Source organism: Pseudomonas sp. FW300-N1A1, assembly GCF_058789115.1.
This window is the reverse complement of sequence record NZ_JBYTBK010000001.1, coordinates 223062-243901: the sequence shown is the minus strand read 5'-3', so window position 1 is coordinate 243901 and position 20840 is coordinate 223062. Positions and strand designations below refer to the sequence as shown.

The following is a 20840-nucleotide window of genomic DNA, read 5'->3' as shown; positions in this document are numbered from 1 at the left end:
GCTCACAAGGTAATCTGCCCCACTCCCCTCACCGACACCAGGACGTCGCCAATGACATTGCGCATTGAATTATCGCTGGAGCCCACGCCCGAAGAACGCCAGGCCATTCTCAACCCGCTGCGCGCCTACAACATCGCCAACGCCGGCGAGGGCCACTACCAGGAAATTGCCTTTCTGGTTCGGGATGAGCAGAGCAATGAAGTGCTCGGTGGGCTCTATGCCCGTCTGTTTTACCAGTGGATGTTTATCGATCTACTGTCCGTGCCCGAGCAGGCGCGTGGCCAGGGCTTGGGGGCCAGGTTGATGCAGATGGCCGAGGAGCAGGCGCGGGAACTCCGATGCATCGGAATGTACCTCGACACCTTCGAATTCCAGGCGCCGGGGTTCTACAGGAAGATGGGGTTCAGCGAGGTTGGGCAAATAGCCGACTACCCGCGAGGCAGCAAGCGCTTCTTCTTTCAGAAACGCCTGGATGGGTGAGGGGCAAGACACCCGGCCCCTCGACACGTCACAAACAGGTGGCCATCGCCGCGAGTCGGCGCTTGGCCACCCAGTTGTCTTCAAGGGCGTAGTACTTCAGCGTGCCGCCTTGCACATCGATGAAGGACTCGGCCGAACGGGTGTAGACCGTAAAGCCGCCGGCTTCGCCGGGTTGCAGGTAACCGCTGGCATCCACGCCGAACACCGCCTCGTCCTGCCAGGCAAACTGCACGCACTGGGCCACCACCAGATCAGCCTTGTTCGAGGCCAGCGTCTTGTAGGGGCTCTGGGAGCGAGCATCCTTCATGGTCGATCCCGCGCAACCGGCCAGCATCACACTGGCCAGCGCCACCATCAAAATCCGCATTGTGCTTCCTCAAGACTCGAAAAACGCAGACTGTATCACCGCCTGTCATTGACCCGAAACGACGCCGCTCTGCTTTACTGCAGATAGGACGCGACAGACCGCAGCAATGCGCGCACCCTATCGCGCCATAATCGGTGCCTAGCGCCGCCTACCCTGCTCTGGAAAGCCAATGACCCCCAATGCCGAGTTCTACAAACCGTCCACCGACTATGCTGACAAACTGATCAGCCAGATCGGCCAGACCCCTTCCTGGATTGCCAAGCGCATTGGCGTGACCGATAAACGCATTCGCTACATCCTTGACGGCGAACGCACCGTCAAAGGCGAAACCACTCCGATCCAGATGACCTACACCGAGCAGTTTGCACTGGAATGCCTGGCCGCCGAGGCCAAGGCCAACAAGAAGAAAACCTCCTGACGCCCGTCAAGGTAAACGCCCGCCAACCGCTCATACTTTCGTTTTGACCAGGATGATCCATGGCTCCGATCGAATCGCAACACGAACTCGCGCTGCAACGGTTTCTCAATGCACGCCCGGCACTGCGCGAAACACTCGACAACCTCAACCCTCTGGCCGCCCAGGCCAAAGGCGAGACCATGGCCGAGTACCGCAATGAACGACTGCACGAAGCGTTCGAGGCCGAGGCCGAGCAACAGGGCCTGTTTGCCTGGGAGCTGACCTTGCAATTGACCGCCGCCACACCCGAAGACTTCGCCGCCCAACGGCGGGAGGTCCACAAGGAAGTGGCGCAGATGGCCGGCATGGACTGGCTGGAGTACTGCGAACTGCATGGTCTCGAGCCCTGATCGATGCTGCCATCCGCCCCCCATCGCACCCCGACAAGCCGCCTTTTGCACACGCAGAAATGGCGTGGCCGGGTCGGACTCTGCCTGGTGGCCAGCCTGTCCGTGCTGGCAGGCATGACCGATGCCATAGGCTTCATGGCCACCGGCGACTTTGTGTCGTTCATGAGCGGCAATACCACGCGCCTCGCGGTGGCGATCAGCAACGGTGACTGGAGCATGACCCTGCGCCTGCTGGTACTGGTTGCCATGTTCGTCGTCGGCAATGCGCTGGGCGTGATCATCACCCGCATCGGCCGGCGCCACGCCCTGCCGTTGATGCTGAGCATCGCCGCGTTGTTATGCGCCGCCGCGGCCTGGCCATTCGAGGCCCGATTCCCGGCGCTGCTGGCGGCGATCATCGCCATGGGCATGCTCAATGCGGCAGTCGAACAGGTCAATGGCCTGCCCATCGGCCTGACCTACGTCACCGGCGCCCTGTCACGCTTCGGTCGCGGCCTGGGGCGCTGGCTGCTCGGCGAGCGGCGCGACGGTTGGCGAGTGCAACTGATCCCCTGGACCGGCATGTTTGCCGGTGCCGTGCTGGGCGCGGTACTGGAGCACCATTTCGGCCTGCACGCGCTGTACTCCAGCGGCTTGCTGGCGGCGGTGCTGGGGATCGTTGCGCTGAAGATTCCGCGCCGCTGGCAGCTGGGCTACATGCCGCGCTGAATCGCCCTTCGCCGCCCCGCCGATAAAGCATTATCATGGCCGCAGATTTGTCGTCAGAGTTCGCCATGAAGTTCGCCATCGCGCTGTTTTCCGCCGCACACGCGCCCTCCTCGCGCCGCGCCCTGCTGTTTGCCCAGGCAGCACTGGCCGGCGGGCATGAGATCGTGCGACTGTTTTTTTATCAGGACGGCGTCTACAACGCCTCGAGCAACGTCGTCACGCCCCAGGACGAGCAGGACATCGCCCTGCAATGGCGCACGTTCGTTAGCGACCATCAACTGGACGGCGTGGTGTGCATTGCCGCCGCCCTGAGGCGTGGAGTGCTGGATGAGGCTGAAGCCAAGCGTTACCAGCGCACCGCGATCAATGTCAGTGCGCCGTGGGAATTGTCCGGACTCGGCCAGTTACACGACGCAGTGCAAGACGCCGATCGCCTGATCTGCTTTGGAGGGCCATGAAACATGCCTAAATCCCTGTTGATTATCAGCCGCCAGGCCCCTTGGTCCGGCCCGAGCGCCCGTGAAGCGCTGGACATCGTGCTGGCCGGTGGCGCCTTCGATTTGCCGATCGGCCTGCTGTTTCTCGATGACGGTGTGTTCCAGCTGGCCACGCAGCAGAACGCCAAGGCCGTGCAGCAAAAAGACCTCAGCGCCAATCTGCAAGCACTCGGCCTGTTTGGCATCGAAGACCTGTATGTGTGTGGCGACAGTGCTACCGCACGCGGCCTGACGCCGGGTGCCTTGAGCCTTGATCCGCTGAACGTACTGGCCGCCGGAGAGATCCCGGCTGTTATTGACCGTTATGACCAGGTTATTACCCTCTGATGTCGACTTTGCATGTGTTGTCTCACTCGCCGTTCACCGATAACCGGCTGACCAGTTGCCTGCGCCTCCTGGGTGCACAGGACGCCCTGTTGCTCAGCGGCGATGCGGTGTACGCCTTGCAACCCGGCACCGCGCCGTTCGGCGAACTTCAGGCCCGGCATGCCACCTTGCGCCTGTTTGTACTGGAAGAAGACATTCAGGCCCGCGGTTTGCAGCTGCCCGAGTGGATCAAAAGCCTCGACTACCCGGCCTTCGTCGAACTGTCGATTCACTACGACAAGGTCAACAGCTGGTTATGAATTCACTGACCCTGGGGGCACGTCGCATCGAGCTGGACAAGGACGGCTACCTGGTTGACCTGGCCGACTGGTCGACGGAAGTCGCCACCGCCCTGGCCGCTGCCGAAGAACTTGAGCTGAGCCCCGAACACTGGGAAATCCTCGAGTTGCTGCGCGGCTTCTACCAGGAGTACCAGCTGTCGCCAGCCACCCGCCCGCTGATCAAATACACCGCGCTCAAACTGGGCCCGGACAAGGGCAACAGCCTGCACCTGAACCGCTTGTTCAAAGGCACTCCCGCCAAACTCGCCGCCAAGCTGGCGGGCCTGCCCAAACCGACGAATTGTCTATGACCGATTTCGCCCCACTGATCACCGAAACACCCGCCGAGCACCCGTTTGCGCAGTTCGTGCGAATTCTCGGCAAAGGCAAGCGCGGCGCTCGCAGCCTGACCCGTGAAGAGGCTCGCCAAGCCATGGGCATGCTGCTCGACGAGAAAGTCGAAGACACCCAACTGGGCGCATTCCTCATGTTGTTGCGGCACAAGGAAGAAAGCGCCGAAGAGCTGGCGGGGTTCACCGAAGCATTGCGCGAACGCTTGCAGGCACCGCCACTGGCGGTGGACCTGGACTGGCCGACCTATGCCGGCAAAAAGCGTCACCTGCCGTGGTACCTGCTGGCGGCCAAGTGCCTGGCGCAAAACGGCGTGCGCATCCTGATGCATGGCGGCGGCGCCCATACCGCCGGGCGCCTGTACAGCGAGCAACTGCTCGATCAACTCCACATCCCGTTGTGCCGCACCTGGCAGCAAGTGGGCTCGGCGCTGGACCAAGGCAACCTCGCCTTCATGCCGCTGGGCGACTGGGCACCGCAACTGCAGCGGATGATCGACCTGCGCAATACCCTGGGGCTGCGCTCGCCGATCCACTCCCTGGCGCGGATTCTCAACCCGCTGGGCGCGCGCTGTGGCCTGCAAAGCATCTTCCACCCCGGCTACCAGGGCGTACACCGCGATGCCAGTGGCTTGCTGGGTGACAACGTGATCGTGATCAAGGGCGATGGCGGCGAAATCGAGATCAATCCGGATGCCGACAGCCACCTGTACGGCACCACCAGCGGCGAAAGCTGGGACGAAGAATGGCCGCAGCTGTCGGCGCAGCGCCACGTCAAACCGGCAACTCTCGACCCTGAGCACCTCAAAGCCGTGTGGCGTGGCGATGTGGAGGACAGCTACCCGCAACTGGCGCTGATTGCCACCATGGCCCTGGCCTTGCGCGGCCTCGGCACACCACGAGATGAAGCCTTCGCCAAGGCCAAGCAGTACTGGGAAGCCCGGGATAGATCGATTTAACCGATCATCAACGCCCAACCTTTGCGCTTTTATTTCGAAAGTATCGAAATAGACTGGACTCCAACGTTTGACAACCTTGGAGTTCGAGATGGGTTTGCTGATTGCAGGGCACTGGCGTGACCAGTGGTACGAAAGCAGCAAGGACGGTGCCTTCCAGCGCGAACAAGCGCAGCGCCGCCATTGGCTGACCGCTGACGGCAAGCCAGGCCCCAGCGGCGAAGGCGGCTTCCCCGCCCAGGCCGGTCGCTACCACCTCTACGTCTCGCTGGCATGCCCTTGGGCCCACCGCACGCTGATCCTGCGCAAGCTCAAAGGCCTGGAAACCCTGATCGATGTGTCGGTGGTCAGCTGGCTGATGCTGGAGAACGGCTGGACCTTCGACAAAGAGCTGGGTTCAACCGGCGACAAGCTCGACCACTTCGACTTCATGCACCAGCGCTACACCGCCGATGCCCTCGACTACACCGGTCGCGTCACCGTGCCCGTGCTGTGGGACAACCAGCAAAAGCGCATCGTCAGCAATGAATCGGCGGAGATCATCCGCATGTTCAACAGCGCGTTTGACGGCATGACCGGCAACGACCTGGACTTCTACCCGCAGCCGTTGCGCACGGCCATCGATGAGCTCAACGCGCGCATCTATCCCGCGGTAAACAACGGTGTGTACCGCGCAGGCTTTGCCACCTCTCAAGCGGCTTATGAGGAGGCCTTCGACGAGTTGTTTGCCGAACTGGACCGGCTGGAGAGGCTACTGGGCAATAAACGCTACCTGACCGGTGACTACCTGACCGAGGCCGATATCCGCCTGTTCACCACGCTGATTCGCTTCGACGCGGTGTACTACGGCCACTTCAAGTGCAACCTGCGGCGCATTGCCGATTATCCGAACCTGTCGAACTGGCTGCGCGAACTGTATCAGTGGCCGGGGATTGCCGAGACCGTGGACTTTACCCACATCAAGCATCACTACTACGCCAGCCACAGGACCATCAATCCGACAGGTGTGGTGCCCAAAGGGCCGGAACAGGACTTCACCCTGCCCCATGATCGGCAGCGGTTGAGCGGAAAAGGGGTTTGGCGCAAGACCGAGGCTTGATACGACAATTGCCACGGGCTTCGAAGACCTCATCGCGGGTGGTCCCTATCGGTTCCTTGATTTGACACTCATTGATTGGGATCACTCGTTATGAGCGGCAATGCTCGGGGCGCTTGTCGGGGGATTTATGCTCTCTTGATAAACCTGTTGCCACTTTTGGCGAGCGCATCTGGGTTTTCAGATTTTCTTGCTGGCCAATGCACAATGGCGCTGCACGCTCTCTAGCCAACCATCAAATTCACAGGTGCTTTCACTTCCTTGACGACAAAAGCGGTGCACACATCCTTGACGCTGGGAAACCCATTGATATTCTTTCTGGCGAACTCACTGAATTCAGCCAGATCCTTTGCCAAGACTGTCAACTGATAATCATAAACACCCGATACACAATGACAGGCTATTACTTGCTCAAACGATGTAATGGATTCCTCGAAAGCGTCCATATGACGAGTGTCCTTTTGATCCAAGGCTACCTGTACAAAAGCAGTGATAGCGTACCCAAGCATCTCAGTGTTTATGTTTGCATGGTAGCCACGTACCAGGCCTACGTCCTCAAGCCTTTTAACCCGTCGCCAGCAGGGTGATGCACTCAGTGACACCACCTCAGCAAGCTCCGCACTCGAAAGCTTCGCATTTTTCTGGAGCGCAGCCAAAATGCGGCGATCCGTCGCGTCTATCTTTACCTTTGGAGTGACCATTTCAAAAACCCCATAAATACAGAACTCACATTCCATATCCTCTTAATAGAGCTTTGGATACTAGCACACGTTTTTTTCCGGAAAATCGTAGTATCTATCCACCCGTTTGCCTGGTGCTTTGGGTTGGGACCCCGCTACCTTGATGCAACCCCACAAGGGACTCTGGAGGCGACACCATTACTCACCTAATCGTACAATACAAATCAATACCAACAGTAACAAGGGCGGATTGAACAGCGTCTTGATCAAGGCAGTACGACCCTTTATCGCACACAATAAATCCAGCTTATTCGCTAGCACCGCAAAACGACATTCATGTTTATTGTTTTTCATCTACGCCCCCCATGACTCTCCAGGCTTTTGACAGGCTCGTATCTGGCTTTGCAAACTGCCTACGACCCGGCCTTTGGTTGAAAGATTTCGAAGACACCCAGCTAAACCAGACATAAGAAGGGGGAGCGGCACCATCAATGATGCGACGACCATAACCCCACACAACTATCAAACATAAGTCAACCAATGAGCATACGTTTGATTAGTACCCTGTGCTGCGGAGAAGTAGACCTCTTGAAGCTGCTGAGTCACAGGGCCTCGCAAGCCCGCGCCGATTGTCCGGCCATCGAGCTCGCGAATAGGTGTTACTTCAGCAGCCGTACCTGTAAAAAACGCCTCATCGCAGCAATATAGTTCATCGCGAGTGATTCGTTTCTCCCTCACTTCGAAACCCAGGCCTTGAGCGATTACCATCACCGAATCACGTGTTATACCATCAAGGCAGGTCGCCAGGTCGGGGGTGTATATAACCCCGTCGCGAACCATGAATATATTCTCGCCGGCACCTTCACTTACATACCCTTCAGTATCTAGCAATAGCGCCTCATCAAACCCAAGCGAAGTAACCTCTCGGCTTGCCAAGATAGAATTTATGTAATAGCCACATGCTTTTGCACGCACCATGGAAACATTGACATGATGGCGGGTGAAGGACGAGGTTTTTACTCGAATACCATTTACCATGCCCTCCTCCCCCAGGTAAGAACCCATGGGCCATGCAGCTATTGCAACATGAATGGTATTGTTCTTTGCCGCGATACTCAGAAAGTCCGAACCGATCCAGACCAAAGGACGCAGATAGCAAGAGTCGTACTTGTTTGCACGAATGACGGCCACACACGCATCACGAATAGTCTCCTCATCAAACGGAATTTCCAACTGAAAAATCCTCGCTGAGTTGAAGAGACGACGAACATGCTCTTTCAGGCGAAAAATAGCCGGGCCTCGCGCAGTTTCGTATGCGCGCATGCCCTCGAACACACCCATGCCGTAATGAAGCGTATGGGTCAAAACATGAGTATTGGCCTCACGCCATTCCACCAACTCTCCATCTTTCCAGATTTTCCCATCACGATCTGACATCGACATTTACAACCGCCCATATAGAAAGTTAAACAACATTATTCGACGAGGCTACGCGATGATCACTCAGGTATTATCTTTTCAAGTCGAGAGCAGCCAAGGCATCTGTCACCCCTTTGGCCAACCATCCCGTATCAGAATGAAGTGCGATAAAGGTCACGCCTTTCTCCCTGTATTGGCGGGCTTCCTCTACAGAAGTCGCAAAGATTCCTACTGCCTTCGAGTGCTTGCGGGCAGCTGCCAAGACGCTCTCTACCGCTGCCTTGACATCATCGTGCCGGGTCTGCCCCAACAACCCCATGCTGGCTGACAAGTCAGCTGTGCCGATGAACAGGCAGTCAACACCCTCGACTTCAGCTATAGCGTCGACGTTCTCTAGCCCTTCCACTGACTCGATCAGGACAATCGCACAAGCGTGGCTATTTGCAGATTTGACATAGCGGCTGTCCAACCCATAACTCCCCGCCCTGACCATTCCCGCGACGCCCCTCACACCCCTTTGCTCTGGTTGTGGGAATAACATCGATGCCACTGCGGCTTGCGCGTCAGCCGCACTATTAATGTTCGGGAAGACAATGGTCTGAGCCCCGCAATCCATGGCCCGCTTGACCAAAGAAGGATCGTTGGCGGTTACTCGCACGGCACCGGCGGCTTTTGCCCCATTAAAGGCAGCGGCATCAATGGCTCTAAGTTGAGCAGCAATATCCTGGGTATCGCTTGGGCCGTGCTCGCCGTCGATGACCAACCAATCAAAACCGCAATGAGCAATCAACTCGGCGACCGCAGGGCTAGCGAGCGTCAGCCAGCAGCCAACGGTTGGTTTAGCGCTTTTTAAACTGTGCTTGATGGGATTTATAAAACGCACGGCAGGTCTCCTGGCATCGTTGTGCGGCAGTATTCGATGGCTCATGTTAAGCAGGTGCCAGGGGTATTTTTTGCGCATTTTCATTAACAGAAACGACATGCAACAGAACGTTCATGCCACTTTTCCTGCATATGCGGAAGCTTCATGCCGATGTCAGTGAATGCCAGTGAAATTCCACCAAAATGGATTGCACGCTCAAACAGACAGAGACGTTTAAAACCCACGCCCACATTTGATTGGTGTCGTCCGCAAATCCCCTGTGGGAACGGGCTTGAACTGCCCTGATGATTTTTGACACCTCAATCGGGCGCTATGAGACGCCCACATCCGAGGTGCCTGGATATGCAGAAATCTGATTCGAGGGAGTTCAAACTCAAGGCTGCCAAGCATCACCGGACGTCGGGAGCCTCTGCGCGCGCGCACCCTGGCGTGGAGGCCTTGGTGGCGCCGCACGTACTCAAACGAACGTTCGATGTCACGGCGGTCAATCAAGTGTGGTGTGGGGGCGTGGCGTAGATCAAAGTCGGTAAGCGGTGGCTGTACTTCGCAGCGGCTCTGGATTTGTACGTATGCAGGATCGTGGCCTGGTCACTGTCGATGATCGCTGATGCCATGCTGACCTGCGAAGCCCTGCGATGGGCTCTCTGGCCTGCACCATGCGGTGTTCACGACATGACTTTTCGTGCACTGCCTGGGACAACGCTCCAATGGAGCGTTTCGTTGAAAGTTTGAAATCAGAGTGGGTACCCGAGACAGGCTACGAATCGAACATGAGGCCCGGATGGATGTGCGAAACCTTGACCGGCGTCCAAATCTCTTGACCCGTTCAGCTTGCCCGCAATGAAGATGACACAGTCTTCAGACCTGCGACTGTGCCCCTTCAAACCACGCCAGCTTCTCGCGAAGCTGCACCACCTCTCCCACAATCACCAGGGTCGGCGCATGCACTTCATGCTCCGCCACCAGCTGCGGCAGGTTGGCCAGCGTGCCAGTGAAGACCCGTTGGTTGGAGGTGGTGCCCTGTTGGATCAATGCCGCTGGCGTGTCCGCCGAACGACCGTGCCGGATCAGCTGTTCGCAGATGATCGGCAACCCCACCAGTCCCATGTAGAACACCAGGGTTTGCGCGGGCGCGACCAGATCGCTCCACGGCAAATCCGTGCTGCCGTCTTTCAGGTGGCCGGTGATGAAACGCACCGATTGCGCGTAATCGCGGTGGGTCAGCGGAATCCCGGCATACGCCGCGCAACCGCTGGCCGCCGTGATACCCGGCACCACCTGGAACGGGATGCCCTGGGCCGCCAATTCCTCGATCTCTTCGCCGCCACGGCCAAAGATGAACGGATCTCCGCCCTTCAACCGCACCACGCGCTTGCCCTGCCTGGCCAGATCCACCAATTGCTGGTTGATCTGGTCTTGCGGGACGGCGTGATCGGCGCGGCGCTTGCCGACGTAGACCCGCTCGGCATCGCGACGGCACAGTTCAAGAATCGCCGGAGCCACCAGACGGTCATACAGCACCACGTCCGCCTGCTGCATCAGGCGCAAGGCGCGGAAGGTCAGCAGATCCGGGTCACCCGGCCCTGCGCCCACCAGATACACCTCACCAGTCGCACGGACAGACTCACCGTTGATCTTGGCCTGCAATAAACGCTCGGCTTCCGCGCCCTGTCCGGCCAGTTGGCGATCGGCGATCGGCCCCTGGAACACCTCTTCCCAGAACGCCCGACGCTGCTGGACATCCGGAAACAACCCTTTGACCTGGTGGCGAAAACGCGCCGCCAGCCCGGCCAACTGGCCGTAGGTCGAAGGAATCCAGGTTTCCAGCTTGGCCCGGATCAACCGCGCCAGCACCGGCGCGTCGCCACCGCTGGACACTGCGATCACCAGCGGCGAACGATCGACGATCGCCGGGAAGATCACGCTGCACAACGCCGGCGCATCCACCACATTGACCGGCACGCAACGCCGATGAGCATCCTGGGAGACTTGCGCATTCAGTGCCTGGTCGTCGGTGGCGGCAATGATCAGCCCGCAACCGTCGAGGTCCGACTCAAGATAGCCACGCGCCACCAACTCGCCGCCGCTGCCTTGCACCAACTCACGCAGCTGGGCTTCGATCTCGGGTGCAACGACCCGCAACAGCGCACCGGCGTCGGCCAGCAGACGGGATTTGCGCAAGGCAATCTCCCCTCCACCGACGACCAGCACACGGCGCCCGCGCAGGTTGTGAAACAGCGGCAGGAATTCCATTTAGCCGATGACCTCGAGACCGCCCATGTAAGGCTTGAGGACTTCCGGCACACGGATCGAGCCGTCGGCCTGCTGATAGTTCTCCAGCACCGCCACCAAGGTACGGCCGACCGCCAAGCCAGAACCGTTCAGGGTGTGCACCAGCTCCGGCTTGCCGGTTTCCGGGTTGCGGAAGCGCGCTTGCATGCGACGGGCCTGGAAGTCGCCGCAGTTGGAGCACGACGAAATCTCGCGGTACTTGTCCTGGCTCGGAATCCACACTTCCAGGTCGTAGGTCTTGACCGCGCTGAAGCCCATGTCGCCGGTGCACAGGGCCAGGGTGCGGTATGGCAGCTCGAGCAATTGCAGGACTTTTTCCGCGTTGGCGGTCAGGCCTTCCAGCGCCTCCATCGAGGTCGATGGCTCAACGATCTGGACCATTTCGACCTTGTCGAACTGGTGCTGGCGGATCATCCCGCGGGTGTCACGACCCGAGGCACCGGCTTCACTGCGGAAGCACGGGGTGTGGGCCACGAACTTGATCGGCAGTTGCTTGGCGTCGACGATTTCGCCCGCCACGATGTTGGTCAGCGACACTTCGGCGGTCGGGATCAGGTACAGGTCGGCCTCGCCTTCGCGAGCGATCTTGAACAGGTCTTCCTCGAACTTCGGCAACTGGCCGGTACCCTGCAAGGCAGGCGCCTGGACCAGATAAGGCGTATAGGCCTCTTCATAACCGTGTTCGGTGGTGTGCAGATTGATCATGAACTGCGCCAGGGCGCGGTGCATGCGGGCAATCGGCCCACGCAGCAGGGCGAAACGGGCACCGGACAGCTTGGCGGCGGTTTCGAAGTCCAGCCAGCCGAATTTCTCGCCCAGGGCGACATGGTCCTTGACTTCGAAATCGAAGGCAGTCGGCGTGCCCCAGCGACGCACTTCGACGTTGCCGTCTTCGTCATCGCCCACCGGTACCGATTCATGCGGCAGGTTCGGGATACACAGCAGGATCGAATCCAGTTCAGTCTGGATCGCATCCAGCTCGACTTTGCCGGCACCCAGCTCGTTCGCCATGCGCTCGACGTCCGCCATCAGCGGCGCGATGTCTTCGCCGCGCTGCTTGGCCTGACCGATGGATTTGGAGCGCGCATTACGTTCGGCCTGCAGTGCTTCGGTGCGGGTCTGGACGATCTTGCGCTGTTCTTCCAGCGCTTCGATGCGCGCAACATCCAGCACAAAGCCACGGGATGCCAGGCGGTCCGCTACGTCCTGAAGGTTGCTACGTAACAGTTTGGAATCGAGCATGTCGGTCTCTCGTTTATCAAAGTTTGGTCAGGGACAGGCCAGCCCAGGTCGCGAGCAGCCCGCCGAATACGCTGATGGCCGCATAGCCCAGGGCCAGCGGCACTTGCCCGCTTTCCAGCAAACGCACCGTATCCAGTGAAAAGGATGAAAAAGTCGTCAGCCCTCCGAGGAAGCCGACGATCAACCCGGAGCGCACCTCGAACGGTACCTCCGGACGAATCAGAAACAGGCCGTACAGCACGCCGATCAGCAGACAGCCCACGATATTAACGGCCAGCGTCGCGGTATAGAAGTGCCGCGGCCAATTGGCGTTGATCCAGTTGCCGGTGGCGAACCGCAGCAAGGTACCGGCAACGCCTCCGACGGAGACCGCAACAATCAGTGCAATCAAGGCTTTCTCCGCTGCCGGGGGCTCAGGCGGTCCAGCTGGGCGAGGTGATTGAGCTTCTCGCCGATTTTCAATTCCAGGCCCCGGGGCACCGGCCGGTAGAACGCTTGCGGCTCCAGTGCTTCCGGGAAATAGTCTTCGCCGGCCGCATAGGCGTCCGGCTCATCATGGGCATAACGGTATTCGTCACCGTAGCCGAGCTGCTTCATCAGCTTGGTCGGGGCGTTGCGCAAATGCAGCGGGACTTCCAGCGAGCCGTGTTCGGCGGCACTGCGCATGGCGGCCTTGAACCCCATGTACACCGCGTTGCTTTTCGGCGCACACGCCAGGTAAGTGATCGCCTGCGCCACCGCCAACTCGCCTTCGGGACTGCCAAGGCGCTCCTGCACATCCCAGGCCGCCAGGCACAGGCTCAGCGCGCGGGGGTCGGCATTGCCGATGTCTTCGCTGGCCATGCGCACCACGCGCCGGGCCAGGTACAACGGGTCGCAACCACCGTCGAGCATGCGCGCGAACCAGTACAACGCGCCGTCCGGGTTGGAACCGCGCACCGATTTGTGCAAGGCCGAAATCTGGTCGTAAAACGCCTCGCCGCCCTTGTCGAAGCGCCGCCGGGTATCACCGAGCAGGCTTTGCAGCAGATCGATACCGATCTCGCTGTGGTCTTCGGCCAGGTCCGAGGCGTTTTCCAGCAGGTTGAGCAGACGCCGGCCATCGCCATCGGCGGCGGACAGCAGCATCTGGAAACCTTCGTCGCTGAGACTCAGCTGCCGCTTGCCCAGGCCCCGCTCCTCGGTCAGCGCGCGCTGCACCAGTTTGTTCAGCGCGGCCTCATCGAGGCTCTTGAGCACGTAGACCCGCGCACGGGACAGCAAGGCGTTGTTCAACTCGAAGGACGGGTTTTCGGTGGTCGCGCCAATAAAAATCAGCGTGCCATCTTCGACATACGGCAGGAAGGCGTCCTGTTGCGACTTGTTGAAGCGATGCACTTCGTCGACGAACAGAATCGTGCGGCGGCCATACTGCCCGGCCTGCTGCTTGGCCACGTCCACCGCCTGGCGGATCTCCTTGACCCCGGCCAGTACGGCCGAGACCGTTTCAAAGTGCGCGTCCGAGACTTCCGCCAGCAGCCGCGCCAGGGTGGTTTTACCCACTCCAGGCGGCCCCCAGAAAATCATCGAGTGCAGGGCGCCCTGCTCCAGCGCCTCACGCAAGGGCTTGCCGCGGGCCAACAGGTGTTCCTGACCGACGTACTCATCCAGATTGGCCGCACGCAGACGGGCGGCCAGGGGTTGAGCGATCGGGGCACTGCGAAACAGATCCATCACGTACGTTTGAAACCTCTGTTTATTCCTGGATCACGTCCGCACCCTTGGGGATGTCGAACTTGAACTTGGACGCAGGGATCGGCTCGTTGGCCTTCACCCCTGTGAACAGGATATTGGTACGCTGGCCAACACTGTCGATCAACTGCATGTCATTGACCAGGCCATTACGGAACGACAGGCGCAGGTTGTCGAACAGGGTGTCCTTGGTTTTCGGCTTGAGCGTGAAATCGATCACGCCACCGGCTTCCTTGGAGCTGATATCGAAGCTCTGGCTGATTTTCGACACATCGCCGGAGAGCAACAGGGCGGGCGTCTGGGTCAGGCGCTGGTCGAGGGTCTTGATCGTGACCTGCTCCAGGTCCGGGTCCCACAGGGAGACTTTCTTGCCATCAGACACCATCAGTTGTTCCTGCGGCGCATCGGTGTGCCAGTAGAACAGGCCCGGGCGCTGCAGCGACATCTGGCCGGTGGTTTCCTGCAACTGGGTGCCGGTGCCATCGAGGGTCAGCTGGGAAAAACGTGCAGTCAGGGTCTGCGACTTTTCAAGCAGTTGGGTCAGACGCGCCACATCCTTGTCATCGGCATGGGCCGACAACGTGGTTAAAGCCAGTACCGGCAACAGCAACATGCGGATAAGACGCATGGGAGTCCTCTTAGATATTCGTTTGAATGGCGCGCCGCGTGAACTCACGCGGCACCGATCAGTCGCGCACCGGGCCTGGGGCCAGGACTTCACGCGAGCCGTTGGTATTCATGGAGGTCACGACCCCGGCCATTTCCATAGCCTCGATCATGCGTGCAGCACGGTTGTAACCGATCTTGAGCTTGCGTTGCACTGCCGAGATCGACGCGCGGCGGCTTTCCAGCACGAACTGCACGGCTTCGTCGTAGAGCGCATCGGTTTCAGCATCATCGTCACCGCCGCCGCTGCCGCCTTCAAAGCCGCTACCCGCCTCTTCGACACCGTTGAGGATGTCATCGTTGTACTCCGGGGCGCCGCGCAGTTTCCAGGCTTCGACCACCCGATGCACTTCATCGTCGGACACGAACGCGCCGTGAACCCGAATCGGCAGGCTGGTGCCCGGCGGCATGTAGAGCATGTCACCGTGGCCCAGCAGTTGCTCGGCACCGCCCTGGTCGATGATGGTCCGCGAGTCGATCTTGCTCGACACCTGGAACGCCATGCGGGTCGGAATGTTGGCCTTGATCAGGCCGGTGATCACGTCCACCGACGGACGCTGGGTCGCCAGGATCAAGTGAATGCCGGCCGCTCGTGCTTTCTGGGCGATACGGGCGATCAGTTCCTCAACCTTCTTGCCGACGATCATCATCATGTCGGCGAATTCGTCGACCACCACCACGATGGTCGGCAGTTTCTTCAGCAGCGGCGCTTCGTCGTGGATGCTCTCGCGGTTGTACAGCGGGTCGGTCAGCGGTGTGCCGGCGTCCTCGGCGTCCTTGACCTTCTGGTTGAAGCCGGCCAGGTTACGCACGCCCATCTTCGCCATCAGTTTGTAGCGACGCTCCATCTCGGCCACGCTCCAGCGCAGGGCGTTGGCCGCGTCCTTCATGTCGGTGACCACCGGGCACAGCAGGTGCGGAATGCCTTCGTAGATCGACAATTCAAGCATTTTCGGGTCGATCATGATCAGTTTGGCGTCTTCCGGGCCCGACTTGAACAGGATCGACAGGATCATCGCGTTCACCCCCACCGACTTACCGGAACCGGTGGTACCGGCCACCAGCAGGTGAGGCATCTTGGCCAGGTCAGTGATCACCGGCTTGCCGCCGATGTCATGCCCCAGGGCCAGGGTCACCGGCGACTTGGCGTTGTCGTACTCCGGGGTCGACAGCACTTCGGAGAAACGCACGATCTGGCGGTCTTCGTTCGGGATCTCGATACCAACCGTGGTCTTGCCCGGGATCACTTCCACGACCCGCACGCTGGTCACTGCCAGTGAACGGGCAAGGTCCTTGGCCAGATTGGAAATACGGCTGACCTTGACCCCGGCCGCCGGCTGGATTTCGTAACGGGTAATCACCGGGCCCGGATGGATCGAGTCCACGGTGACTTCGACGCCGAATTCCTTGAGCTTGATTTCCAGCAAGTGGCCAACCGCCGCCAGCGACTCAGGGGAGTAGTTGAGTTGTTTCTTTTCCGCCGGATCGAGGATCGAGATCGGTGGCAAGGTGCCTTCCACGGCGCTGTCGACGAACAGCGGCGCCTGCTTCTCCTTTTCCACGCGCTTGCTCGGTGCCGGCGGCTTCGGTGGCGCGGGCAGAATCACTGGCGGCACCTGTTTTTCACGCTCGGACATGTGCTTGCTCAGGGCTTGCTCACGCTCGATCAGGCGCTCCTTGACCTTGGCCTGCTCGCGTTTGTCGGTGACAGTCGGCGCAACTACATCGTGCACCCGGTCATCGACTTCACGCAGTTGGGCAACCAGTTGCTTGCGTTCGGCGCGCGCCGCCCACCAGCGATTGGCGGCGCCCTGGAACACCTCGAACAGGTCGAGGGTGATCTTGCCGGTCAGGTCCATCACCTTGAACCATGACAGGTCGGTGAACACGGTCAGGCCGAACAGGAACAGGGCAATGAACATCAGGGTGCTGCCCTGGATGTTCAGCGCGTTCCGGGCCAGATCCCCCAGGCTTTCCCCCAGCGCACCACCGGCACCCGCCGGCAGCCCGGTCGGGGCATGGAAATGGATGTGGGCCAGGGCCGCGCCCGACAACACCAGGAACACCAGGCCGATCAGCCGCCAGGAGAACAGCCAGCCACTCCACTGCCACGGCTCGTGGCGCTGGCGAAAGATCTGGTAGGTCTTGACCGCCAGCAACAGCGGGAAGATGTAGGCGAAGTAACCCAGCACCATGAACAGGATATCGGCGCTGTAGGAGCCGGCCGGCCCACCGAAGTTCTGCACATCGTCAATCTTGCTGTTGTGGCTCCATCCCGGATCGTCCTTGCCGTAGGTCAGCAAGGCCATCATCAGGAACAGGCACAAGGCGCCAATGGCGATCAGCGCACCTTCCTTGAGCCGGTAGTGCAGGTGCTGACGCCAGAGCGGAACGACTGTTTTAGGTGCTGCGGTGGATTTCTTCAAAACGCTTCTTTTCCTGCGCCCTTGGCGCGTCCATCTGTTGAATGACTATAAAACTGCCCAATCCAGGCAGGTAAAAAAGTGAACAGGCGCAACTGGGACTACTTTTAACACTGCACTTGGGTTTTTATAAACACGGCATGCACAGCTTTTTTTGATAAATACACTGTAACAGCCCGGTATTGTACGGGTTTGTACGTCCGATGCCATGCTTCAAGCCCTTGGCTACAGCATAGCCAAAAGTACAGTGCGCGCGGGTCAATTTGAGCATGCATTCTCTTTTGTGACAAAGGCTTATGAGGTGTTTTTATGAACGAACCCAAGCATTCACGCCTGATCATTCTGGGCTCCGGCCCTGCCGGTTACAGCGCCGCCGTTTATGCCGCCCGCGCCAACCTCAAACCCGTTGTCATCACCGGTATACAGGCAGGTGGCCAGCTGACCACTACCGTCGAAGTCGACAACTGGCCCGGGGACGTCGAAGGCCTCACCGGCCCGGTACTCATGGAGCGCATGCAAAAGCATGCCGAGCGCTTTGACACCCGGATCGTCTACGACCACATCCACACCGCCAAGTTGCAGCAGCGCCCGTTCGAACTCATCGGCGACAGCGGCACCTACACCTGCGACGCGCTGATCATCGCCACCGGCGCCTCGGCCCAGTACCTGGGCCTGCCTTCGGAAGAGGCCTTCGCCGGCAAGGGGGTTTCGGCCTGCGCCACCTGCGACGGTTTTTTCTATCGCAACCAGGTGGTCGCGGTGGTCGGCGGCGGCAATACCGCCGTTGAAGAAGCGCTGTACCTGTCCAACATTGCCAGGGAGGTTCACCTGATTCACCGCCGCGACAAACTGCGCTCGGAGAAGATCCTGCAGGACAAACTGTTCGAAAAGGCCGCAAACGGTAATATCCATCTGCACTGGAACCAGAACCTCGACGAAGTACTGGGCGACGCCAGTGGTGTCACCGGTGCCCGCCTGCGCGACAGCAACACCGGCGAAACCCGCGAACTGCCGCTGGCGGGCGTGTTCATCGCCATTGGCCACAAACCCAATACGGACCTGTTCCAGGGCCAGTTGGAGATGCATAACGGCTACCTGCGGGTACAGGGCGGCAACGAAGGCAATGCCACCGCCACCGAGATCAACGGCGTGTTTGCCGCCGGCGATGTCGCCGATCACGTGTACCGCCAGGCAGTAACCTCCGCCGGTGCCGGTTGCATGGCGGCGCTGGACGCTGAAAAATACCTCGACGACAACTGAATCAGAGCCATGGCGGCAGGTCGGACCTGCCGCCGCCCTCCCCTTCTGTAAGCTGGATGCCATGCTGACCTGGTTACAACGCGACTCACTGACATTCCCGCCGCTGGAAAAAGCCATGCGCGAGCCCAACGGCCTGCTTGCCGCCGGCGGCGACCTGTCCGCCGATCGGCTGGTCCACGCCTATCGCCATGGCTGTTTTCCCTGGTTCTCGGAAGGCCAGCCGATTCTGTGGTGGTCTCCCGACCCGCGCACCGTCTTGTTTCCCGACGAACTGCATGTTTCTCGCAGCCTCGCCAAGCTACTGCGACAACAGCGCTACCAGGTCACCTTCGACCAGGACTTCACCGCCGTTATCAGCGCCTGCGCCGCACCACGGGACTACGCCGACGGCACCTGGATCACCGACGCCATGCAAAGCGCCTACACCGAACTCCATGCCCGCGGCCACGCCCACTCCGTGGAAGTCTGGGATCAAGGAGTACTGGTGGGTGGTCTCTATGGCCTGGCGATGGGGCAACTGTTTTTTGGCGAGTCGATGTTCAGCCGCGCCGACAACGCCTCCAAGTTCGGCTTTGCCACCCTCGTCAATCACCTCAAGGACGCAGGCTTTGTGCTGATCGACTGCCAGATGCCCACCGGCCACCTGCACAGCCTGGGTGCCCGTTCGATCCCGCGCCGGGAGTTTGCCGGCTACCTGGCGCAGCATCTCGATCTACCCAACCGCGCCACATGGGTTTGCTAGGCGCCTTTGGCGCCCGTGGCTTACACTTAATTGAACAGCAAATCCCGAGGGTTGATTCATGACCGAGTTGGCGCGCCTCAAGTTTTATGCCACTCAGCCCCACTCTTGCAGCTACCTGCCAGAGGAACAGGCGACGACGCTGTTTCTCGACCCTAGCCAGCCCATGGACGTGCATGTCTATGCAGACCTGTCGGAAATGGGTTTTCGTCGCAGTGGCGACCATCTGTACCGACCTCATTGCCAGAACTGCAATGCGTGTGTGCCTGCGCGCATTCCCGTTGCGCAGTTCACCCCTAACCGGCAACAGAAACGCATTTTCAAGCGCAACGCCGACGTGCAGGTACGCCCGGCGAAACCCGGCTTCAGCGAGGAATACTTCGACCTGTACCAACGCTACATTGAACAGCGCCACGCCGACGGCGACATGTACCCGCCCAGCCGTGATCAGTTCTCGACCTTTCTGGTCCGCGACCTGCCCTTTTCGCGCTTCTATGAATTCCGCCTCGAAGGTCGCCTGCTGGCGATCGCCGTGACCGACTTGCTGCCCAACGGGCTGTCCGCGGTGTACACCTTCTATGATCCCGACGAAGAGCGCCGCAGCCTGGGACGTTATGCCATCCTCTGGCAAATCGGCGAAGCCCGGCGCCTGGGCCTTGATGCGGTGTACCTTGGATACTGGATCAAGAACTGCAAAAAAATGAGCTACAAGACCCAATATCGCCCCATAGAGCTGCTGATTAACCAGCGCTGGGTGGTCCTGAACTAGCCTGCTCCCTAAATCCCTTGGCTTGAACCCCACTTTTCGGGCACAATGCACGCCGCTTTTGCCTGGCGCAGTTGCACCGGGCCATTCATTGGATACCGAGGGCTTTACTGCATGTCGAAAGAAGACAGCTTCGAAATGGAAGGCACTGTCGTCGACACCCTGCCCAACACCATGTTTCGTGTGGAGTTGGAAAATGGGCACGTCGTAACCGCGCATATTTCCGGCAAGATGCGCAAGAACTACATTCGTATTCTTACCGGTGACAAGGTGCGCGTCGAGCTGACGCCCTATGACTTGAGCAAAGGGCGCATCACTTACCGCGCTCGCTAATCAAGTCAATACAAAACGCCCGGTTTATGCCGGGCGTTTTTGTTTGTCTGTTGTTTGCGTGATCGAGTACATATCCATTTCTGCGGTAACGGCTGTTGGCGGCTTCGCTTTTACAGCTTGGGCTGTGTACATATCCGTTCCTGCGGTTAAGGCCGCTGGCGGTTTCGCTCTTACAGCGAGTCCCTTTTTCAAACGCCAAAAAGGAACCAAAAGGCTTTCGCCCCGGCGTACGGTACCTCGCCAAGGCTCGGTATTCCCTCGCTACGGTGCCCATCAGGGGGCATCGCCTCCGGTCTGCTTCGCGACGACCTCCTCTCGATGTGTTCGGCTTCGCCGAACGGCGCTACGCGCCTACCCCCTGATGGCCACCTACACTCGGCCTGCCGATGGGGCGAAAGAGCAAAAGCAAGATCAAAAGCCAAAGCCAAAGCCAAAGCCAAAGCCAAAGCCAAAGCCAAAGCCAAAGCCAAAGCCAAAGCCAAAGCCAAAGCCAAAGCC

24 protein-coding genes and 1 pseudogene are annotated in these 20840 nt (G+C 59.6%); 14 read left to right on the top strand and 11 right to left on the bottom strand.

Translation table 11 applies throughout. The features are described 5' to 3' along the window. Positions 1 to 51 precede the first annotated feature (51 nt). Positions 52 to 480 carry a GNAT family N-acetyltransferase gene (locus AC3WQN_RS01215; protein ID WP_095079316.1) on the top strand — a complete coding sequence of 143 codons (429 nt, stop codon included), beginning with the start codon at positions 52 to 54 and terminating at the stop codon, positions 478 to 480. Positions 481 to 508: 28 nt separating this feature from the next. On the opposite strand, the gene AC3WQN_RS01210 is transcribed toward AC3WQN_RS01215, so the two are convergent. Beyond that, positions 509 to 847, bottom strand: coding sequence for a hypothetical protein (locus AC3WQN_RS01210; RefSeq protein WP_103401452.1), 339 nt, complete (start codon positions 845 to 847; stop codon positions 509 to 511). Between the two features lie 169 nt (positions 848 to 1016). On the opposite strand from AC3WQN_RS01210, the gene AC3WQN_RS01205 reads away from it, so the two are divergent. From AC3WQN_RS01205 to AC3WQN_RS01165, 9 genes are all read left to right on the top strand, one after another. Next, on the top strand, positions 1017 to 1265 hold the full coding sequence (locus AC3WQN_RS01205) for a hypothetical protein (protein ID WP_019689854.1): 249 nt from the start codon (positions 1017 to 1019) through the stop codon (positions 1263 to 1265). 59 nt (positions 1266 to 1324) lie between these two features. After that, positions 1325 to 1654, top strand: a complete 330-nt coding sequence (locus tag AC3WQN_RS01200; RefSeq protein WP_103401451.1) for a DUF6388 family protein — start codon at positions 1325 to 1327, stop codon at positions 1652 to 1654. Positions 1655 to 1657: 3 nt separating this feature from the next. Further along, entirely contained in the window at positions 1658 to 2362 is a 705-nt protein-coding gene (locus AC3WQN_RS01195) for a YoaK family protein (protein WP_103401450.1), read from the top strand. A gap of 65 nt (positions 2363 to 2427) precedes the next feature. Continuing rightward, on the top strand, positions 2428 to 2820 hold the full coding sequence (gene tusD / locus AC3WQN_RS01190; RefSeq protein ID WP_103401467.1) for a sulfurtransferase complex subunit TusD: 393 nt from the start codon (positions 2428 to 2430) through the stop codon (positions 2818 to 2820). Between the two features lie 3 nt (positions 2821 to 2823). Continuing rightward, positions 2824 to 3186: a sulfurtransferase complex subunit TusC gene (gene tusC / locus AC3WQN_RS01185; protein WP_103401449.1), complete on the top strand. Its 363-nt coding sequence runs from the start codon at positions 2824 to 2826 to the stop codon at positions 3184 to 3186. Further along, on the top strand, positions 3186 to 3485 hold the full coding sequence (gene tusB / locus AC3WQN_RS01180) for a sulfurtransferase complex subunit TusB (RefSeq protein ID WP_103401448.1): 300 nt from the start codon (positions 3186 to 3188) through the stop codon (positions 3483 to 3485). Before tusC ends, tusB begins: the two co-directional genes overlap by 1 nt. After that, the gene (locus AC3WQN_RS01175) at positions 3482 to 3817 is read left to right on the top strand and encodes a TusE/DsrC/DsvC family sulfur relay protein (RefSeq protein WP_095079308.1); all 336 of its coding nucleotides are present in this window, start codon (positions 3482 to 3484) and stop codon (positions 3815 to 3817) included. The genes tusB and AC3WQN_RS01175 overlap by 4 nt, the downstream gene beginning before the upstream one ends. Next, positions 3814 to 4815, top strand: coding sequence for a glycosyl transferase family protein (locus tag AC3WQN_RS01170; RefSeq protein WP_103401447.1), 1002 nt, complete (start codon positions 3814 to 3816; stop codon positions 4813 to 4815). Before AC3WQN_RS01175 ends, AC3WQN_RS01170 begins: the two co-directional genes overlap by 4 nt. Before the next feature lie 88 nt (positions 4816 to 4903). Continuing rightward, the gene (locus AC3WQN_RS01165) at positions 4904 to 5911 is read left to right on the top strand and encodes a glutathione S-transferase family protein (protein ID WP_103401446.1); all 1008 of its coding nucleotides are present in this window, start codon (positions 4904 to 4906) and stop codon (positions 5909 to 5911) included. A gap of 221 nt (positions 5912 to 6132) precedes the next feature. Here the strand turns inward: AC3WQN_RS01165 and AC3WQN_RS01160 are convergent, their stop codons facing one another. From AC3WQN_RS01160 to ftsK, 9 genes are all read right to left on the bottom strand, one after another. Beyond that, complete coding sequence (locus tag AC3WQN_RS01160) at positions 6133 to 6609, bottom strand: Lrp/AsnC family transcriptional regulator (RefSeq protein ID WP_095079305.1); 477 nt, start codon at positions 6607 to 6609, stop codon at positions 6133 to 6135. A 501-nt stretch (positions 6610 to 7110) separates the two neighbouring features. Further along, entirely contained in the window at positions 7111 to 8031 is a 921-nt protein-coding gene (locus AC3WQN_RS01155; RefSeq protein ID WP_103401445.1) for a branched-chain amino acid transaminase, read from the bottom strand. 67 nt (positions 8032 to 8098) lie between these two features. Then, a complete protein-coding gene (locus AC3WQN_RS01150; RefSeq protein ID WP_218277363.1) occupies positions 8099 to 8989 on the bottom strand; it encodes an HpcH/HpaI aldolase family protein in 891 nt (296 codons plus the stop codon). A 759-nt stretch (positions 8990 to 9748) separates the two neighbouring features. Continuing rightward, positions 9749 to 11143, bottom strand: a complete 1395-nt coding sequence (cysG, locus tag AC3WQN_RS01145) for a siroheme synthase CysG (protein ID WP_103401444.1) — start codon at positions 11141 to 11143, stop codon at positions 9749 to 9751. Then, on the bottom strand, positions 11144 to 12424 hold the full coding sequence (gene serS, locus AC3WQN_RS01140; protein ID WP_103401443.1) for a serine--tRNA ligase: 1281 nt from the start codon (positions 12422 to 12424) through the stop codon (positions 11144 to 11146). Between the two features lie 16 nt (positions 12425 to 12440). Beyond that, positions 12441 to 12815, bottom strand: coding sequence for a fluoride efflux transporter CrcB (crcB, locus tag AC3WQN_RS01135; protein ID WP_103401442.1), 375 nt, complete (start codon positions 12813 to 12815; stop codon positions 12441 to 12443). Continuing rightward, positions 12812 to 14137 carry a replication-associated recombination protein A gene (locus AC3WQN_RS01130; RefSeq protein ID WP_095079300.1) on the bottom strand — a complete coding sequence of 442 codons (1326 nt, stop codon included), beginning with the start codon at positions 14135 to 14137 and terminating at the stop codon, positions 12812 to 12814. The genes crcB and AC3WQN_RS01130 overlap by 4 nt, the downstream gene beginning before the upstream one ends. A 22-nt stretch (positions 14138 to 14159) precedes the next feature. Then, positions 14160 to 14783 (bottom strand): outer membrane lipoprotein periplasmic chaperone LolA, encoded by a 624-nt coding sequence (gene lolA / locus AC3WQN_RS01125; protein ID WP_095079299.1) that lies wholly within the window; start codon positions 14781 to 14783, stop codon positions 14160 to 14162. A gap of 58 nt (positions 14784 to 14841) precedes the next feature. Then, positions 14842 to 17247, bottom strand: a complete 2406-nt coding sequence (gene ftsK / locus AC3WQN_RS01120; RefSeq protein ID WP_103401441.1) for a DNA translocase FtsK — start codon at positions 17245 to 17247, stop codon at positions 14842 to 14844. A gap of 306 nt (positions 17248 to 17553) precedes the next feature. Between ftsK and trxB the strand changes: the two genes are divergently transcribed. The 4 genes from trxB to infA all read left to right on the top strand — a co-directional run bounded on the left by trxB (position 17554) and on the right by infA (position 20342). Beyond that, a complete protein-coding gene (gene trxB / locus AC3WQN_RS01115) occupies positions 17554 to 18504 on the top strand; it encodes a thioredoxin-disulfide reductase (RefSeq protein WP_103401440.1) in 951 nt (316 codons plus the stop codon). A gap of 61 nt (positions 18505 to 18565) precedes the next feature. After that, positions 18566 to 19246, top strand: coding sequence for a leucyl/phenylalanyl-tRNA--protein transferase (gene aat, locus AC3WQN_RS01110; protein ID WP_103401439.1), 681 nt, complete (start codon positions 18566 to 18568; stop codon positions 19244 to 19246). 58 nt (positions 19247 to 19304) lie between these two features. Next, complete coding sequence (locus AC3WQN_RS01105) at positions 19305 to 20012, top strand: arginyltransferase (RefSeq protein ID WP_103401438.1); 708 nt, start codon at positions 19305 to 19307, stop codon at positions 20010 to 20012. Between the two features lie 111 nt (positions 20013 to 20123). Beyond that, a complete protein-coding gene (gene infA, locus AC3WQN_RS01100; protein WP_002553999.1) occupies positions 20124 to 20342 on the top strand; it encodes a translation initiation factor IF-1 in 219 nt (72 codons plus the stop codon). A gap of 188 nt (positions 20343 to 20530) precedes the next feature. Here the strand turns inward: infA and AC3WQN_RS01095 are convergent. Then, positions 20531 to 20840 (bottom strand): annotated as a pseudogene (locus AC3WQN_RS01095) (hypothetical protein); the annotation flags it as partial.

Bases quoted from the DNA above. Each gene is read 5' to 3' on its own strand.
- AC3WQN_RS01205 (WP_019689854.1), top strand. From the start codon at position 1,017: ATGACCCCCAATGCCGAGTTCTACAAACCGTCCACCGACTATGCTGAC.
- AC3WQN_RS01195 (WP_103401450.1), top strand. From the start codon at position 1,658: ATGCTGCCATCCGCCCCCCATCGCACCCCGACAAGCCGCCTTTTGCAC.
- AC3WQN_RS01175 (WP_095079308.1), top strand. From the start codon at position 3,482: ATGAATTCACTGACCCTGGGGGCACGTCGCATCGAGCTGGACAAGGAC.
- AC3WQN_RS01210 (WP_103401452.1), bottom strand. From the start codon at position 847: ATGCGGATTTTGATGGTGGCGCTGGCCAGTGTGATGCTGGCCGGTTGC.
- aat (WP_103401439.1), top strand. From the start codon at position 18,566: ATGCTGACCTGGTTACAACGCGACTCACTGACATTCCCGCCGCTGGAA.
- AC3WQN_RS01150 (WP_218277363.1), bottom strand. From the start codon at position 8,989: ATGTCGTTTCTGTTAATGAAAATGCGCAAAAAATACCCCTGGCACCTG.
- tusD (WP_103401467.1), top strand. From the start codon at position 2,428: ATGAAGTTCGCCATCGCGCTGTTTTCCGCCGCACACGCGCCCTCCTCG.
- AC3WQN_RS01130 (WP_095079300.1), bottom strand. From the start codon at position 14,137: ATGGATCTGTTTCGCAGTGCCCCGATCGCTCAACCCCTGGCCGCCCGT.
- lolA (WP_095079299.1), bottom strand. From the start codon at position 14,783: ATGCGTCTTATCCGCATGTTGCTGTTGCCGGTACTGGCTTTAACCACG.
- AC3WQN_RS01160 (WP_095079305.1), bottom strand. From the start codon at position 6,609: ATGGTCACTCCAAAGGTAAAGATAGACGCGACGGATCGCCGCATTTTG.
- AC3WQN_RS01155 (WP_103401445.1), bottom strand. From the start codon at position 8,031: ATGTCGATGTCAGATCGTGATGGGAAAATCTGGAAAGATGGAGAGTTG.
- AC3WQN_RS01105 (WP_103401438.1), top strand. From the start codon at position 19,305: ATGACCGAGTTGGCGCGCCTCAAGTTTTATGCCACTCAGCCCCACTCT.
- tusC (WP_103401449.1), top strand. From the start codon at position 2,824: ATGCCTAAATCCCTGTTGATTATCAGCCGCCAGGCCCCTTGGTCCGGC.
- tusB (WP_103401448.1), top strand. From the start codon at position 3,186: ATGTCGACTTTGCATGTGTTGTCTCACTCGCCGTTCACCGATAACCGG.
- AC3WQN_RS01200 (WP_103401451.1), top strand. From the start codon at position 1,325: ATGGCTCCGATCGAATCGCAACACGAACTCGCGCTGCAACGGTTTCTC.
- AC3WQN_RS01215 (WP_095079316.1), top strand. From the start codon at position 52: ATGACATTGCGCATTGAATTATCGCTGGAGCCCACGCCCGAAGAACGC.
- trxB (WP_103401440.1), top strand. From the start codon at position 17,554: ATGAACGAACCCAAGCATTCACGCCTGATCATTCTGGGCTCCGGCCCT.
- infA (WP_002553999.1), top strand. From the start codon at position 20,124: ATGTCGAAAGAAGACAGCTTCGAAATGGAAGGCACTGTCGTCGACACC.
- serS (WP_103401443.1), bottom strand. From the start codon at position 12,424: ATGCTCGATTCCAAACTGTTACGTAGCAACCTTCAGGACGTAGCGGAC.
- cysG (WP_103401444.1), bottom strand. From the start codon at position 11,143: ATGGAATTCCTGCCGCTGTTTCACAACCTGCGCGGGCGCCGTGTGCTG.
- AC3WQN_RS01165 (WP_103401446.1), top strand. From the start codon at position 4,904: ATGGGTTTGCTGATTGCAGGGCACTGGCGTGACCAGTGGTACGAAAGC.
- AC3WQN_RS01170 (WP_103401447.1), top strand. From the start codon at position 3,814: ATGACCGATTTCGCCCCACTGATCACCGAAACACCCGCCGAGCACCCG.